Raw genomic sequence first — 14,851 nt, forward strand, 5'->3', positions numbered from 1 at the left:
CAAACCCCCAAATATTTAAAGCGAGTTTTCTATTGACCCCCCTTAAAAATTAAAGGTTCTATTTTTCTAAAAATATGTCATTCTATAGAAAATAAACTTCATCCTTCTTTTATTGATCAACTGATTGTAGATTTTGATAAGTCACGTGTTCAACGTTATATGTTTTCTAACAATCGTATATTACTTTATGATGATATTTTATCAAATAGTATTGTGATACAAACTGATCAACCCTGTGCGCTTTCTACTTTAATGGAATAAATAACACATCGTTACGACCACCACAGATCATACCAAGCTTTGCGCCTTCTTTATTGCTTAATTCATAGTGATGAAAACGAATGCCTTCTTCATTTCTTGCATCAAGTATTGCCTGGTATTCGACACGTCCACCACCAATTGTTTTAATGATTTTTTCATCTGTAACAAGCATCATACTACCTATTCCTCGAGGTGCAGATCCTTCTTTAGATGTAATGATACAAAGAGTGCCTTTCTCTTTGGTATGATAGAGATCACTTGTCATTGTAGAGTATTGATGCGTATTTTTAATCTGTATAATTTCAGCCATAATACTTATCGCAATTTCTGCAGGTGTTTGTGAATTGATTGCAAGACCAATAGGTGCATGAACTTGTTTTAATAAAGATTCGTCATAACCTTCTTCCATTAAAGCATCCATAGTCTTTTTCACTTTGCCTTTGCTTCCAATCATTCCAACATAAAGAGCTTTTTGATTAAGTACCTTTTTAAGACAGAGCTTATCGTCCTTATGTCCTCTTGTCACAATAACATAACATGTATTCTCTTCTTTTGGAAAATACTGTTCTGCTTCCTCATAATTAACACAATGCACTTCCTGGGCTTCTGTAAAGATATTTTTATTTGCAAATTCCTCACGATTGTCAATGACTGTTGTATAGAAATCTAATAGATGTGCTGTTTTTTCTACATATTGTGAGACATGTCCTGCACCTAGTAATACTAATTTTGGCTGGGGCATGAACCACTCTTTTTGTATACATGTCACATCTACGTTGTGTTCTATTAAAGAAGCTAACGCTCTTTGGTAAAGCCCTTCCGGCTGTTTTACTTCTATCACTGCATCAGGATATCTTTTTAAATAATATCTCACGAGCTGCTGTATAAGTGCACCATCTACTATTTTCTCTGGATCAAGATGTAATAATTCATAACGATGAACCACATCTTTCACACGTTTTCCTAAGCCTTTCATAGATGTAATCAAAATGATTTGATCTGTATCCTCGTCTATGACAGGTTCATAGTCTGCAGGCACCTTTAGAGGCATACCTCTAGAGCCATCCGCTTCAATCAATACAACATCCACTTCTTTTTTTAGCTGATTGAGTAAATCATGATCAAGTGCCTTGATTTTCTTTTCATCAAAACGGTTTCCTGCAAAGGCATAGCCTTTGTTTTTTATTTCTTCATGAATTTCTTCATAAGTAGGATCAACTAAAGTATCTTCTTCTATACGCATATGTGTAGAAGTCGTCATAAGAACTGTTTTCCCTTCTTCCTTATACTTAAAAAGTAGTTCCTTCATACGTGTTGTTTTTCCACCTGACCCAATAATACTAATGATCATTCCTCACTCATCTCCTTTAAGACATCAATAACAGTATTGACTTCTTCCATACTATTCATAAATGATAAGCTGAAGCGTACAATACCTCTTTCTACTGTATTAAGATGTGTATGCATCAGTGGTGCACAATGGGCACCACAGCGTGTAATGATATCATATTTATAACTTAAAACATCACTGATCTTAGATGAATCATAATCTTCAAGATTAAAGGCAATGATAGGTGTATGGCTACAGGTATCATAATCACAATAGAATGTGATTCCGTTAATACGTTTCATACCTTTATATAAAGTATCAAAAAGCTGTTTTTCTTTTTCTTCTATTTCTTTTTGATGTTCTAATAAATAAGTCATACCTGCATTTAAAGAGGCAATGCCAGGTATATTCAAAGTACCTGCTTCTAAGTGTTCTGGATAACTATCAGGCTGTTTTTTATTAAAGGAATCAATGCCTGTCCCGCCTGTCTTAAGTGGCTGAATCAATGTATCAGTATTGACACAGATTCCTCCTACCCCACTCATTCCTAGTAATCCCTTATGACCACTAAAAGTAAGCAAATCAATATGAGATTTCTGCATGTCAATAGATATATGACCTGCACTTTGTGCACTATCAACCACAAATAAGATATGATTTTCATAGGCTATTTGACCAATGGCATCTATATCATAGAGTTCTCCTGTCACATTAGAACTATGCGTCATTACAATCATCTTTGTGTCTTCTCTTATTTCTTCAAGAATATCTTCCTTATAAGGTGCTGTAACAGTTAAATCAACTCCTATTTGACGAAGTGGTCTTAAGACAGAATTATGTTCTGCATAAGTCGTAATGACATGATCATCTTTTGATAAGATTCCTTTTAGACATGTATTCAAACTTTCTGTATTACCACTATTAAAAATCACATGGTCAAAAGAAGGCAGATTAAAATACTGTGCAACAAGTTTACGAGTTGAATATAAAAGACGATCTGTCTTAAAAGCGCCTGTACTTCTTTGAGCATTCATATGGTGGTCAAGTGCATCCATTACTGCCTGTTTAACAGAGGGCAGTTTAGGAAAACTTGTTGCCCCTTGATCAAGATAAATCATGCTGACCTCTTAAATAGAAGATGGCTTCTAATACACCACCTGCAATACATCTTGCTTTATCTGAAATAGTGAAGCAGTTCTCATATTCATCTAAACGAGGATCAATATCTGCCATCTTAAAGCCCTTTGTGACATAATAACCTTCTCGAATCAAACCTCTAAGTAACCCTGACATAGAAGCATATACAGGATGCTGTCCTTCCTTGTTTTCTATATAAGCAAGCACGTCTCCTTTTTCAACTGTATCCGTAATCTTCTTTATCTGATGAACTGTACCTTCTACTTCTGCATGAATAACACGTTCTTTCCCGTATCCTTTAATAAGTCCAGGAATACCTGTATTTTTCATTGCTGGTCCTTCTTCAATCAAGTGGCCTAAGCGATGTCCTCGCATTGTTTCAATTACGATATCCACATCTTTTCCTGCATTAAATCCAGGACCTAAACCTATCGTGATAGGCGCCATATTTCTTGAAGTACCCATATTCTTTTTTGCAAGTATCGCATCAATCACTATTTCTGGCTTTAAGATATCAATAAAAGTCCCTTGAGGATCTACCATCATCGCAATTTTATTGTGTTTAAAAACAGATTCTAATTCATTAAGTGAATGAATCAATACACATTCAATACCTTCTACTTCCTTCTGACCGTCATATACTGCTTCAGAGTATGCAACATTGCGTCTAATCGCACTTGGACGTTCTGTTTCTAATACAAGAATATGAAACCCACAGCGGGCAAGCTTATGAATAGTGCCAGTCGCAATATCACCGCCACCTCTTACTACTACAAGATTATCCATATTAGTTAGGCTTGATGACTTTTTCAGCCTTTTCCATTCTTTCTACAATATCATACATATTTGTAATGCTGCCCACTTTTAAATCATCTTTTAACTTAAAGAAATCCAAGCATGTTCCACAGTTCACAATTTCAACACCTTCAGATTCTAAGAATAATAAATCATTCACTGTATCACTAACATGTGTAGTGATCTTTACACCTTCATTATAGAAAAGAATTGTTTCTGGGAAGGCATCCTGCTTAGTAAGCGCAAAGATGAAAGATTTCATTAATATTTTTCCTAATTCCTTATCACTGCCTAAACTATCACTGCTTATTACAACAATCTGTCCTTTTAAGATATTATCAGCCTTCTTTTCTTCTACAACCTGTTCACCTGAACTGATGACTACAGTATAATCTTCGTTGACTTTACTACTTATGGCATCGTAACCTTTGACTTTCGCAAACTTCTTTAAGTTTTCTACAGCTGTTTCATTATCTACTACTACTTCTACAGCTTCACTACTTTCCTTTAATAATTCCTTAGTTTTAACGACTGGTAATGGACATTCTAATCCTCTTGCATCTAATTTTCTCATAACTATTCTCCTACATATATACTTTTATCTTTTAAATCAATAACTTCTCCAATGATATAACATTCTCTTCCTGCTTCTTTAAATGCATCAAGTATGTCATCTAAGTCTTTTTTCGCAACACTCGCAAGTAATCCCCCACTTGTCTGAGGATCATACATAATTTCTTCTAAGAAGAAGTTTTCCTTCTCAAAAACAACTTCTTTTTCTACACTATTTCTATTTGTCTGAGCAGCCCCACTTAAATAGAATTCATCTACATAGTAAGGACAATCTCTAAAATAAGGAATATCGTTTCCATAAAGTATTGCACTCTTTTTATGATCTAACATCTCATTTAAATGAACCATTAAACCAAAACCTGTGACATCGGTCAGTGCATGAACATCATATGGTTTAAGTAGTTCTGCAGCATACTTATTAAGTGTTGTCATACTCTTAAAGACATCATCTAATACTTCTGGCGCCGCGTCTTTCATACGCATCGCATTGAGTGTCATACCTACACCTAATTTCTTAGTAAGAATAAGTACATCTCCCGTCTGGGCATTATTATTTGTCTTAATAGAATCAACATCCACAATACCAGTCACGCTTAAGCCATACTTAATAGATGTATCTCTGATGGAATGTCCACCAGATAGTGTTACATGGGCTTCTTTTAACTTATTATTCCCACCTTCAATAATTCTTCCCAATATATTTAAATCTTCTTCATCTGGGAAACAAACAATATTTAAAGCCGTTCTAGGAATACCTCCCATAGCATAAACATCACTTAATGCATTGGTAGCTGCAATCTGACCATAAAGATAAGGATCTTCTACCATTGGAGGAAAGAAATCCAATGTAGAGACAATTCCTTTATCTTCCGTAATCTTTAATACAGATGCATCATCATGACTATCAAAGCCTACTAACAAGTCTGGGTCTTCATACTTATCAATCTTTTCAAGGATACGAGAGAGCTTCTTTGCGCCAAGTTTTGCGCTGCATCCTCCACCCTGACAGTAAATCTTCTCACTCATTAGAAAATCACCTCTTTCATATAAGCATATTGTACATGTTCATCTTTTAAGAATCCGAGCCATTTCTCTTGATCTAGTTCTAAAGAGGCAAAACAGAGTCCACAACCTGCTTCTATTTCTCTTGGAAGAGGAATCAGCCTTCCCTGCATTTTATTTTTTGCCTTATCCTCTAAGTCTAGTGCATGGCTTGTAGAATCAAACGCAATAATCAAATATTTATCTTTCTTCATTAAATAGTTCTTGAAATGTTTCATCTGCAAAGTCTTTTATTCTTTTCTGAAATTCATCATATTTCTTTAATAATGTCTTTCCTTCTTCGCTTAAAACACTTCCTCCTCCATTACTTCCTCCAGATACTCGTTCTAATAACTTCATATCTAGATCTTCTTCAGCTCTTTTTAATATCTTCCATGCTTTAGAATGGGACATTCCCATAACCTCACATGCCTTACTTAAAGAGCCATATTCATCACATAAATGTAATAACTGTGAGACACCTTTTCCAAAACAGGGTTCTTCATTAAAGAGTCTGAGTCTAAAATCAAATTTCTCAGGATTATGATATGTCATCCTACCAGCCCTTTCCAAAACCACAATTTGGGAATGTACATTGTGGACAGTTTAAACACAAACCACCTTCACCAAGCATTGCAAGTTCATCAGCAGTGATTGGATCATTGGCTACAAGTCGAGGAAGAACTAAATCAAAGACTGTTCTTTTTGCATACATCACACATCCTGGTAAACCAACAATTGGTGTATCTCCCTTATATGACAATAAGAACATCGCACCTGGTAAAACAGGTGAACCATAACTAATAATATTGGCCCCTGTATTCTTGATTGCAAGTGGCGTCTTATCATCCGGATCAACGCTCATACCACCAGTACAGATCACCATATCTACATGCATGTCAAGTGCTTCTTTTATAGCACCTGTGACCATATTTGGATTATCTGGACATAGTTTATGGAATACAACTTCTACATCATATTCCTTTAATTTATCAATAATAACAGGAGTAAATGTATCTTTAATACGTCCCTTATAGACTTCACTTCCTGTAGTAATAATGGCTGCTTTCTTAAATACAAAAGGCTTTACTTCAAGTATTGGTGTATCAGTTATTTTTGATGCTTCTTCCATCTTTTCCTTTTTAATAACTAATGGAATAATACGCATACCTGCTAGATGATCACCTGAATGAACAACTGTATTTCCATTTCTTGTCGCAATCATCATTTCACCCATACGATTCACTTCTAATAACTTTTCTCTATTCACTTTAAATAAGCCATCAATGGTGCTAATTAATTCTATTTTACCTTCTTTAATTTCAGTTGTAGACATATGATCATTTTGACACAACTTACATAATACTTCTGCTGCTTCATTTTCATGCATCATTGTCTCATCATTTTCCCATACATAGAGGTTTTCTTTCCCTAAAGATAACAATACAGGAATATCTTCTTCTTTTACGATATGACCTTTTCTAAAGCGTGCACCTTTTCTTACGCCTCTCACAATTTCAGTAATATCATGACATAATACTGCCCCTACTGCATCTTCTGTCTTGATTTGTTTCATGATTTGTCCTCCTAATAGTTAAAGTTTATTTCTTATTATACGTTGTGTCAATACTTACAAAAAAGGAGGGAATCCCCTCCTCTAGTCTACTTACAAATAGTAAAACCACTCTTCTTGAATGTTTCTTTAGATTCCTTAGTTTCTAAAAACTTAATTAAGTTATTGGCCTCTTCTTGATGTTTAGTTTTAGTTACACGTCCTACTGGATAAATAACTGGTATAGCTAATAAGTTGTTGTTGACCTTTTCAAGTACTGTGACTTTAGAACTGCTGGCTGCATCTGTAGAATAAACTAAACCTACTTCAGCACTTCCGCTTTCTACCCAGCTTAATACTTCAGTGACATTACCACCTAATGAAATCTTATTCTGAATTGCATCCCAAGAATTGGCGTTAGTAAGTGCGATTTTCGCATACTGACCAGCAGGTACTACTTCAGGATCACCTACCGCAATCATCTTCGCATCAGTGATGTTTGAAATACCTTTTACAGTAGTCTTAGTATCTTTTTCCTTAATTAAGACAAGCTTATTTTCTAATAAATTTACAACACTCTTAGAATCAACAAGTTTTTCATCTACTAAGCTATCCATCTGTTTAGTGGCTGCACTAAAGAATACATCAGCATCTAATCCCTGTTCAATCTGAATCTGTAATTTACCACTGCTGTCATAAACACCCTTTACGTTCACATTTGGATATTTCTTTTCAAAACGAGGAATAAGTGTTTCTTCAAAAGTCTTTTCCAGACTGGCTGCAGCCGCAATAGTAATAGTAACTTTCTTTTCAGGCTTCTTTTCTTGACCACATCCAGCTAAACCGAATATGAGCGCAAAAGCACATAAGATACTAACTAATTTCTTCATGAATCATTTCTCCTTTTCTTAGAATATACATTTCATGACTCAAAGCTTCGATTTCATCCTTATTATGGGATACAAAGACAACAGGTCGATGGTAAGCATCAAGTCTTGTCTTCATCTCTTTTAAGAGTTCCCCTTTTAAATCTTCATCCAAAGCACTGAATGGTTCATCTAAAAGAATCGCCTCAGCGTTATAAATAAGAAGTCTAGCTAAGGCAACACGCTGTTTCTGTCCCCCTGATAACTGTCTTGGATAACGCTTTTCTAATCCTTCTATATGCAACTCCTTCATCAGCTGAATCACTGAATCATGAATTGTAGTCTTATCAAGTCTGCGGGCCACAAGAGGTGAGGCAATATTGTCATAAACTGTCATATTTGGAAATAATGCATAATTCTGAAACATATAGCCAATATTTCTTTCTTGTGGTGTTAGGTTAATATGTTGATTTGAATCATAGAGTACTCTTCCGTCTAATACAATTCTTCCTGAATCAGGTGTTTCTATACCAGCTATACATTTAAGTGTCATACTCTTACCACTACCACTTGGCCCCATCACACCTAAGCATATTTCATCAATCTTAAAATGAACATCTAAGTCAAATTCACTTAGTTTTTTATATATATCTACTTCTAAATGCATCTTAAAAGCCTCTCTTTTTCTTGACCCATAACTGATAGATATTCAGTAATATAACAGCCGTAAAGCATATAGTGATAATAACAACAACATAGAAAGATGCGCTATGCATATCACTGCTGACAACTTCACTATAAACAGCTAAAGGCAGTGTACGTGTTTTTCCAACAATATTACCTGCAAGCATCGCTGTAGCACCAAATTCTCCCAAACCTCTCGCAAATGATAATACACCACCACTGATAATACCTGGCAAAGCGTTAGGTACGAGTACCTTGAAGAAGATACTTGTTTCACTCATACCAAGTGTTCTTGCAGCGTCTACTAAATCTGTATTCACCTGTTCAAGAGCTCCTCTTGCCGAGCGATACATGATGGGAAAAGAGATGACGACTGCCGCAATCACTGTGGCACTAAAGCTAAAAGCGATACGCACACCAAATACATTTAAGAAAAATGAACCAATCGGCTGATTGACACCAAAGATGAGTAATAAGAAGAAACCCATTACTGTTGGTGGTAAAACAAGTGGAAGTGTGAAAATCCCATCAAAGATGAGTTGAATGACTTTATTTTTAAGTGTCATCATCCATCTTGCTGCAAAGAGTCCTAGAAAAAATGTGATAAAGATAGAAAAAGCAGCGCATTTAAATGAGATCCATATAGGCGAATAATCAATCATCACTTCTTGCACAATCGTGCGCATCTCCTTTTAAGATTTCTAAGCCATGATGAAGAGGATCTATAATAATATCTAAACTCTCCTTCACTGCCTTGACACTTCCAGGAAGATTAATAATGAGCGTGTTGTTTCTAATAACACTTACACCTCTAGATAACATGGCACGATTTGTATATTTCATAGATTCATAACGAATGGCTTCAGAAATACCTGGGACAAGTCGTGTGGCCACTTTTAAAGTGGCTTCAGGTGTCACATCTCTTTGTGACAAGCCTGTACCACCTGTAGTCAAGATTAAATCATTCTCACATCGATCACTTAAATTAATAAGTGCCTGTTCAATCATTTTCTGATTATCTGGAAGGATATCTAAAGAAGTGACATGATAACCTCTTTTTTCCATATATTCCTTAATAGAAGGACCACTTTCATCCACTCTTAATCCTTGACTTCCTTTATCAGATAAAGCGAGTATTGCGACACGCATACGTGAATCAGTAGGTGGTGTATAAGTCACCTCATCATCGCAATGAATCACTCCGCCATGAATGACTCTTGCGAAAATACCAAGTCGAGGCATAATACATTCACCTACCTGGTGATAAATACGACAATGAGCATGACAGCTTTTACCTCTCTGGGTGATTTCTAAATCCACTTCACCAATATGAACATGGCTTCCTACGACAAGTTCATTAAAATCAATACCAGAAATAAGAAGATTCTCACCAAAAGCACCATCTTCTACATCTCCACCACGTCTTTTAAAGTCTTCTCTTTCTTCATAAGGTAATAAACTGACCTGTCTATGCCATTTACCTGCATGGGCATCATGTTCTAAGCCAAAATCTTCTATTATTTTAGTTTCTTGTATAGGTTTCTTTTCAGTCCCCTTCTTCTCACTGATACAAATTGCTTCTATTTTTCCTGCCAATTGAATTCACCGCTCTTTCCACCTGTTTTCTTTATTAAATGAATATCTTTAATTTCCATTTCTTTACTAATCGCCTTACACATATCATAAATAGTTAATAATGTAACACTTACTGCGTGTAATGCTTCCATTTCCACCCCTGTCTTCCCTTTACATTTCACTGTCGCAAAGGCATGAATCTGATTGATTTCTTCATTTATTTCAAAATCAACAGTGACATTAGTAATCATTAATATATGACAAAGAGGAATCATATCACTTGTCTTTTTTGCGGCCATAATACCTGCAATTCTTGCCACGCCAAGAACATCCCCTTTTTCTATTGTATTATTTTTAATATGCTCAATAATCTCATGATTGACTTGAATAGTCCCTCTTGCATAAGCTGTTCTTTTTGTAATCTCTTTATCAGATACATCCACCATAATGGCGTTTCCATCTTCATCAAAATGTGTAAATCCCATATTACCCTCCTATTTGATTCATTACAGTACCACTTTGTTCATCTTCGAAATGGTGCTGTTCTGGCTTCATATAAATGGCATCTCTCATCACTTCTTCAAGTTTGATTTCATTACCTATATAAGGCTTTAATGCGATACTATTCTTATGAAATAAGCATAATTTTAATGATCCTGTACTAGACAAACGCACACGATTACATTCATAACAGAACTTATGATGTAAGGCTTCAATAAAGCCAATGACACATTTCATATTCTTTATTCTTATATAATGTGCAGGACCATTGCCCAGTCTTTCTGTGATTTCTTCTATATTATAATGTGATGCAAAATATGACTGTACCTCTTCTATTCTATTTTCTCTCTTATTTGAACCAAGTGGCATGAGTTCTATAAAGCGAAGGCTCACTGGTAAATCTTGACAAAAATCAATCAAGCTTTCTAAATCACTTTGTGTAAAAAGTGGTCCTACGACTGTATTGATTTTTATATTGAGTCCAATAGAAACACCATAAAGAAGATTTTTTAATACTGTATCAAGTGTATCTTTACCACAGATAGAAGCATATTTCTTTGAATCAAGTGTATCTATAGAGAAGTTGATGCCATCAATCCCAATGTCCTTTAATTCATCCATAGCACGTGCATCTAGTAATAAGCCATTGGTTGTAAGAGTTACCTGTCTCACACCCTCTAGTTGTTTGAGCTGTCTTAAAAAAGAAAGATATCCTTTTCTTACCGTTGGTTCTCCACCAGTCACCTTGAAGTTCACTATACCTAGTTTTACTGCCACCTTGCATACATCTAGTATTTCTTCATAGCGTAAAATATCATTATGTGAAAGAAATTTGAATTTATCTGGATTACAATATACGCAATGATAATTACATCTATCTGTAATCGATATTCTCATATAATCAATTGTACGGTTATAACGATCCTTCATACAAACTCCTTTCTGTTATTCTCGTTTGAGAATAACGCCATACATAGTGTACAATGATGTACATTAAAATACAATGATTTTGTGAAACAAATGAGAAATATCGCTTTGTTGACTTGTTTCAAACGCATTAGCGTATTAGAATAGTATCTATATTACTAAACAAGCGGAGGATAACGTATGAATTTCGTAAAAGATAGCGTAAATCAGCAGCCAATAGTAGATACAGTATTTACTATTGTTGCGAAAGCAAAGGAAGCGAAAGAAAAGTATGGAGCTGATCAGGTTGTAGATGCAACTATCGGTTCTTTATATAATGAAGAAGGTCAGCTTGTCGCATTGGACAGTGTCTTCAATTCTTTAAAGAATCTTGATAATAAGGTTCTTGCAAAGTATGCAGCAAGCTTTACTGGTAACCCTACATTTAGACAGAAGGCTTATGATTGGGTATTAGATGGTAATAGCCATCTTGAACATGAAGTAGTGGCAACTCCAGGAGGAACTGGTGCTGTATCTATGACTATTCAGGAATGTTTAGATGAAGGTCAGACTGTCATCCTACCTGAAATTGCATGGGGAAGTTATGCATTAATGGCTCAGATGCATAATCTTGAAATGGCTAAGTATTCTTTATTTGAAGGAGATCATTTCAATATTGCATCTTTCAAGAAAACATGTCTTGAAACTATGAAGAAGCAGAAGAAGTTAGTGATTGTTATCAATGACCCATGTCATAACCCTACTGGTTATTCTTTAACTCATGAAGAATGGGATGAAGTGATTACTTTCTTAAATGAATGCAGCAAGACTCATGCTGTTGTATTATTAAATGATATTGCTTATATTGATTTCTCAAGCCGTCAAAAAGAAGCTAAGACTTATTTTAGTCAGTTTGACAAGATCAGCGATAATGTGATTGTGATTGTTTCATTCTCATTATCTAAATCGATGACAAGCTATGGTTTAAGATGTGGTGCAGCAATCATCTTAGGTCAGAAGAAAGAATCAGTGAATCAGGTAAAGATCGTATTTGAAAAGAATGCTCGTGCAACTTGGTCAAATATCAACAATGGGGCAATGGAAACATTTGTAGATGTATTAGATAACCATGGTGAAGAATATGATCAGGAAAGATTAAAATATGTGCATTTATTAAAAGAAAGAGGAGATATCTTCACAACTGAGGCCGATGAAGTAGGATTAAAGTATTATCCATATAAAGAAGGTTTCTTCGTTACACTTGCTATGGATAATGAAACTCGTGATAAATATCATGAAGCTTTAATGGCAAACAATATCTTTACTGTAAAGGTTAATCTTGGTATTCGTGTCGCTATCTGTTCATTATCAGTAGAAAAGACTAAAGGTCTAGCAAAGAAAATGAAGGATATCTTAGATACAATTCAGTAAGGCAAAAGGATTGAGTCAAATGGCTCAATCCTTTTTATTTGTTTTAACCAACAGTTTTATTGTAAAATTCATCAGAATTCAATGTATTCTCATAGTTGATAGCACATAAAGATGTAAAGAATAAATCAAAGATAAACTTGGTAGAAATACTGAAAATAACATCTCGTAATTTCATAAGTGTCTCATTGCTTTCTGCCTTGATTGTATATGTGACACATTTAGAGATTGGTCCTTTATCATCTGGTGTAATAGCAATAGTTGTAATACCTCTACGGCATAATATACGTGCATTATCCAGAATATGTCGTTTAAAGCCAGTTTTAGTGACCAAGATAACAACATGAGTTGATGGAACATTTAGACTAGCATGTACCTGTAAGTCCTGATTTTCATAAACATGAATTGGTTTGCCAATTGGCATCAAAATATGTTGCGCATAATGCGCAATATCTGCGTTCATATCTGTCGCAATAATATCAATTGCCTCACATTTATTTAATACATCAATAATTTCATCATATTGTGCAAGTAATATATTATTTTTTGTGCGTGCGATTACATTATCATAAAGCTGCGCTGTTTTATTAATGCATTCAAGTCCACTATCATTTTTGTCAAGTTCTACTTTAGGCATATGCATATCACGTAGTTTTAATACAATATCAAATTTAAAGTCATTAAAATTGGCATAACCGAACTTTCTAGAGAGTCTCAATATAGATGTTGGATTAGAATAAGTCAAACGCGCTAATTCTCTTGAAGACATATAAGGCACCTGATCTAAATGTTCGATAATATACTGACAGATTGATTTTTCAGCATCACTGAGTTTTGTATTTAATTCAATACCTTCCTGAAGGTTTCCTCCAGATTCTATAAGTTCATCTAATAACATAACTTTTCCTCCCTTATACGCATAAAAAGGTACTTTCCCGCCTAGAAAGTACCTAGAAATGATTGATTATTCAGCCTCAGACTGTTTAGCCTGATACTTTTCGTAAGCAATCAAGAATGGTGTATAGATTACAACAGATAATGCGATAACGATTAACTGTGATACTGCACCCATTGGGCTACCACCTGTAGCTAAGAATCCTAAGAATACTGGTGGCATTGTCCAAGGTACTTCAAGTACGATCTTAGGACAGAATCCGCTAGTAACTAATAGATAACCTACAACAAGTGTAGCTACTGGAGCAATGATAAATGGAATATCTAGAATTGGGTTCAATACTAGAGGGATACCAAATGTCATAGTTTCGTTGATGTTGAATAAACCTGGAACGATTGAGATACCAGCGATTGTTCTGTTATCTTCACGTTTAGAGAAGATGAAGATAGCGATAACTAAACCGATAGTAACACCAGAACCACCAAATTCACCAAACATCTGTAACATAGTTAAGTTCATTGCATATGGAATATCTTTATTTGCAGCACCTGCAGTATATGCAGCTGTGTTAGCGTAAAGTAATGGTCTGAAGATTGGTTCCTTAACAGCAGCAACCATGTTGTTACCATGAATACCTACGCACCAGAATAATGAGATAATTACATAAAGAATAGCAACTGCAAAGATATTATTACCAATAATGCTCTGTAATGGTTTCTGAACAACGTTGAAGATAAAGGCGTTTAATTCAGCACCAGTAGCTAACTGACATACTAATCCAACAGCACCAACAACGATTGCAGTTAAGCAAGTTGGGATTAATACTTCAAATGCACGAGCAACTCCAGGTGGAACCTGTTCAGGCATCTTGATCTTTAATGAATCGTTCTTACGGAACATGTTATAAAGTTCCATACCAACGATTGCAACAATTAAACCTGTGAATAAACCAGTTGCAGCAGTGTAGTTACTTAAAATACCACTGTAAGTAAAGCTATCAGCTGAAATCTTATTTTTAGCAGCCACACCTGTTACATTGATGAAATCACCTAAAGTATAGCCATGAGATTTACCAGCCTTATCGATGAAAGAAGCACCTAAGTCCTTAGCAGCAAATGAAGTAGGAGTAACCATCATCCATAAGATGAATCCTAAAACAGCTGGGTAAGATCCTGTTTCACCATTTGCTTCAGCAATTTCAGAAGCAAGAAGCATAGTAATACCGATAGTAATACATGAGATTGTAGCATACTGCATAGCAGCAAAGATAGGGTTAAGAACTTTAAGAGCCATGATTGGAGACCATA

The 14,851-nt window shown here is 35.1% G+C and carries 17 protein-coding genes; 1 reads left to right on the top strand and 16 read right to left on the bottom strand.

Annotated elements, in window-relative coordinates; genetic code table 11:
• Positions 1-244: 244 nt before the first annotated feature.
• The 14 genes from yqeC to moaA all read right to left on the bottom strand — a co-directional run bounded on the left by yqeC (position 245) and on the right by moaA (position 11,245).
• A complete protein-coding gene (gene yqeC / locus DW269_RS05045) occupies positions 245-1,612 on the bottom strand; it encodes a selenium cofactor biosynthesis protein YqeC (RefSeq protein WP_117458805.1) in 1,368 nt (455 codons plus the stop codon).
• Positions 1,609-2,709: an aminotransferase class V-fold PLP-dependent enzyme gene (locus tag DW269_RS12740; RefSeq protein ID WP_199409939.1), complete on the bottom strand. Its 1,101-nt coding sequence runs from the start codon at positions 2,707-2,709 to the stop codon at positions 1,609-1,611. The genes yqeC and DW269_RS12740 overlap by 4 nt, the downstream gene beginning before the upstream one ends.
• Positions 2,696-3,514 carry a selenium-dependent molybdenum cofactor biosynthesis protein YqeB gene (gene yqeB, locus DW269_RS12745; protein ID WP_199409941.1) on the bottom strand — a complete coding sequence of 273 codons (819 nt, stop codon included), beginning with the start codon at positions 3,512-3,514 and terminating at the stop codon, positions 2,696-2,698. The genes DW269_RS12740 and yqeB overlap by 14 nt, the downstream gene beginning before the upstream one ends.
• A gap of 1 nt (position 3,515) precedes the next feature.
• On the bottom strand, positions 3,516-4,097 hold the full coding sequence (yedF, locus tag DW269_RS05055) for a sulfurtransferase-like selenium metabolism protein YedF (RefSeq protein WP_117458806.1): 582 nt from the start codon (positions 4,095-4,097) through the stop codon (positions 3,516-3,518).
• Positions 4,098-4,099: 2 nt separating this feature from the next.
• Positions 4,100-5,122, bottom strand: a complete 1,023-nt coding sequence (gene selD, locus DW269_RS05060; protein ID WP_117458807.1) for a selenide, water dikinase SelD — start codon at positions 5,120-5,122, stop codon at positions 4,100-4,102.
• The gene (locus DW269_RS05065; RefSeq protein WP_117458837.1) at positions 5,122-5,352 is read right to left on the bottom strand and encodes a DUF3343 domain-containing protein; all 231 of its coding nucleotides are present in this window, start codon (positions 5,350-5,352) and stop codon (positions 5,122-5,124) included. Before DW269_RS05065 ends, selD begins: the two co-directional genes overlap by 1 nt.
• Complete coding sequence (locus DW269_RS05070; RefSeq protein ID WP_117458808.1) at positions 5,339-5,692, bottom strand: winged helix-turn-helix domain-containing protein; 354 nt, start codon at positions 5,690-5,692, stop codon at positions 5,339-5,341. The genes DW269_RS05065 and DW269_RS05070 overlap by 14 nt, the downstream gene beginning before the upstream one ends.
• A gap of 1 nt (position 5,693) precedes the next feature.
• Positions 5,694-6,713, bottom strand: coding sequence for a molybdopterin-binding protein (locus DW269_RS05075; protein WP_117458809.1), 1,020 nt, complete (start codon positions 6,711-6,713; stop codon positions 5,694-5,696).
• An 86-nt stretch (positions 6,714-6,799) separates the two neighbouring features.
• Positions 6,800-7,579, bottom strand: a complete 780-nt coding sequence (gene modA, locus DW269_RS05080) for a molybdate ABC transporter substrate-binding protein (protein WP_117458810.1) — start codon at positions 7,577-7,579, stop codon at positions 6,800-6,802.
• A complete protein-coding gene (locus tag DW269_RS05085) occupies positions 7,563-8,222 on the bottom strand; it encodes a sulfate/molybdate ABC transporter ATP-binding protein (protein WP_117458811.1) in 660 nt (219 codons plus the stop codon). The genes modA and DW269_RS05085 overlap by 17 nt, the downstream gene beginning before the upstream one ends.
• A gap of 1 nt (position 8,223) precedes the next feature.
• Positions 8,224-8,913 carry a molybdate ABC transporter permease subunit gene (gene modB / locus DW269_RS05090; RefSeq protein ID WP_233502428.1) on the bottom strand — a complete coding sequence of 230 codons (690 nt, stop codon included), beginning with the start codon at positions 8,911-8,913 and terminating at the stop codon, positions 8,224-8,226.
• Positions 8,894-9,835 (bottom strand): MOSC domain-containing protein, encoded by a 942-nt coding sequence (locus DW269_RS05095; protein WP_117458812.1) that lies wholly within the window; start codon positions 9,833-9,835, stop codon positions 8,894-8,896. Before DW269_RS05095 ends, modB begins: the two co-directional genes overlap by 20 nt.
• Positions 9,820-10,299 (bottom strand): cyclic pyranopterin monophosphate synthase MoaC, encoded by a 480-nt coding sequence (moaC, locus tag DW269_RS05100; protein ID WP_117458813.1) that lies wholly within the window; start codon positions 10,297-10,299, stop codon positions 9,820-9,822. Before moaC ends, DW269_RS05095 begins: the two co-directional genes overlap by 16 nt.
• 1 nt (position 10,300) lies before the next feature.
• Entirely contained in the window at positions 10,301-11,245 is a 945-nt protein-coding gene (moaA, locus tag DW269_RS05105; protein WP_117458814.1) for a GTP 3',8-cyclase MoaA, read from the bottom strand.
• A gap of 177 nt (positions 11,246-11,422) precedes the next feature.
• Between moaA and DW269_RS05110 the strand changes: the two genes are divergently transcribed.
• Entirely contained in the window at positions 11,423-12,652 is a 1,230-nt protein-coding gene (locus DW269_RS05110) for a pyridoxal phosphate-dependent aminotransferase (protein WP_117458815.1), read from the top strand.
• 43 nt (positions 12,653-12,695) lie between these two features.
• Here DW269_RS05110 and DW269_RS05115 read toward each other — a convergent pair whose 3' ends face one another.
• A complete protein-coding gene (locus DW269_RS05115) occupies positions 12,696-13,547 on the bottom strand; it encodes a MurR/RpiR family transcriptional regulator (RefSeq protein WP_117458816.1) in 852 nt (283 codons plus the stop codon).
• A 66-nt stretch (positions 13,548-13,613) separates the two neighbouring features.
• Positions 13,614-14,851, bottom strand: a 1,238-nt coding sequence (locus tag DW269_RS05120) for a PTS sugar transporter subunit IIC (protein ID WP_147321683.1), incomplete at its 5' end; no start/stop codon positions are given.

This window comes from Catenibacterium sp. AM22-6LB (genome assembly GCF_003435615.1).
GTDB classification, from domain to species: Bacteria; Bacillota_I; Bacilli_A; order Erysipelotrichales; family Coprobacillaceae; genus Catenibacterium; species Catenibacterium mitsuoka_A.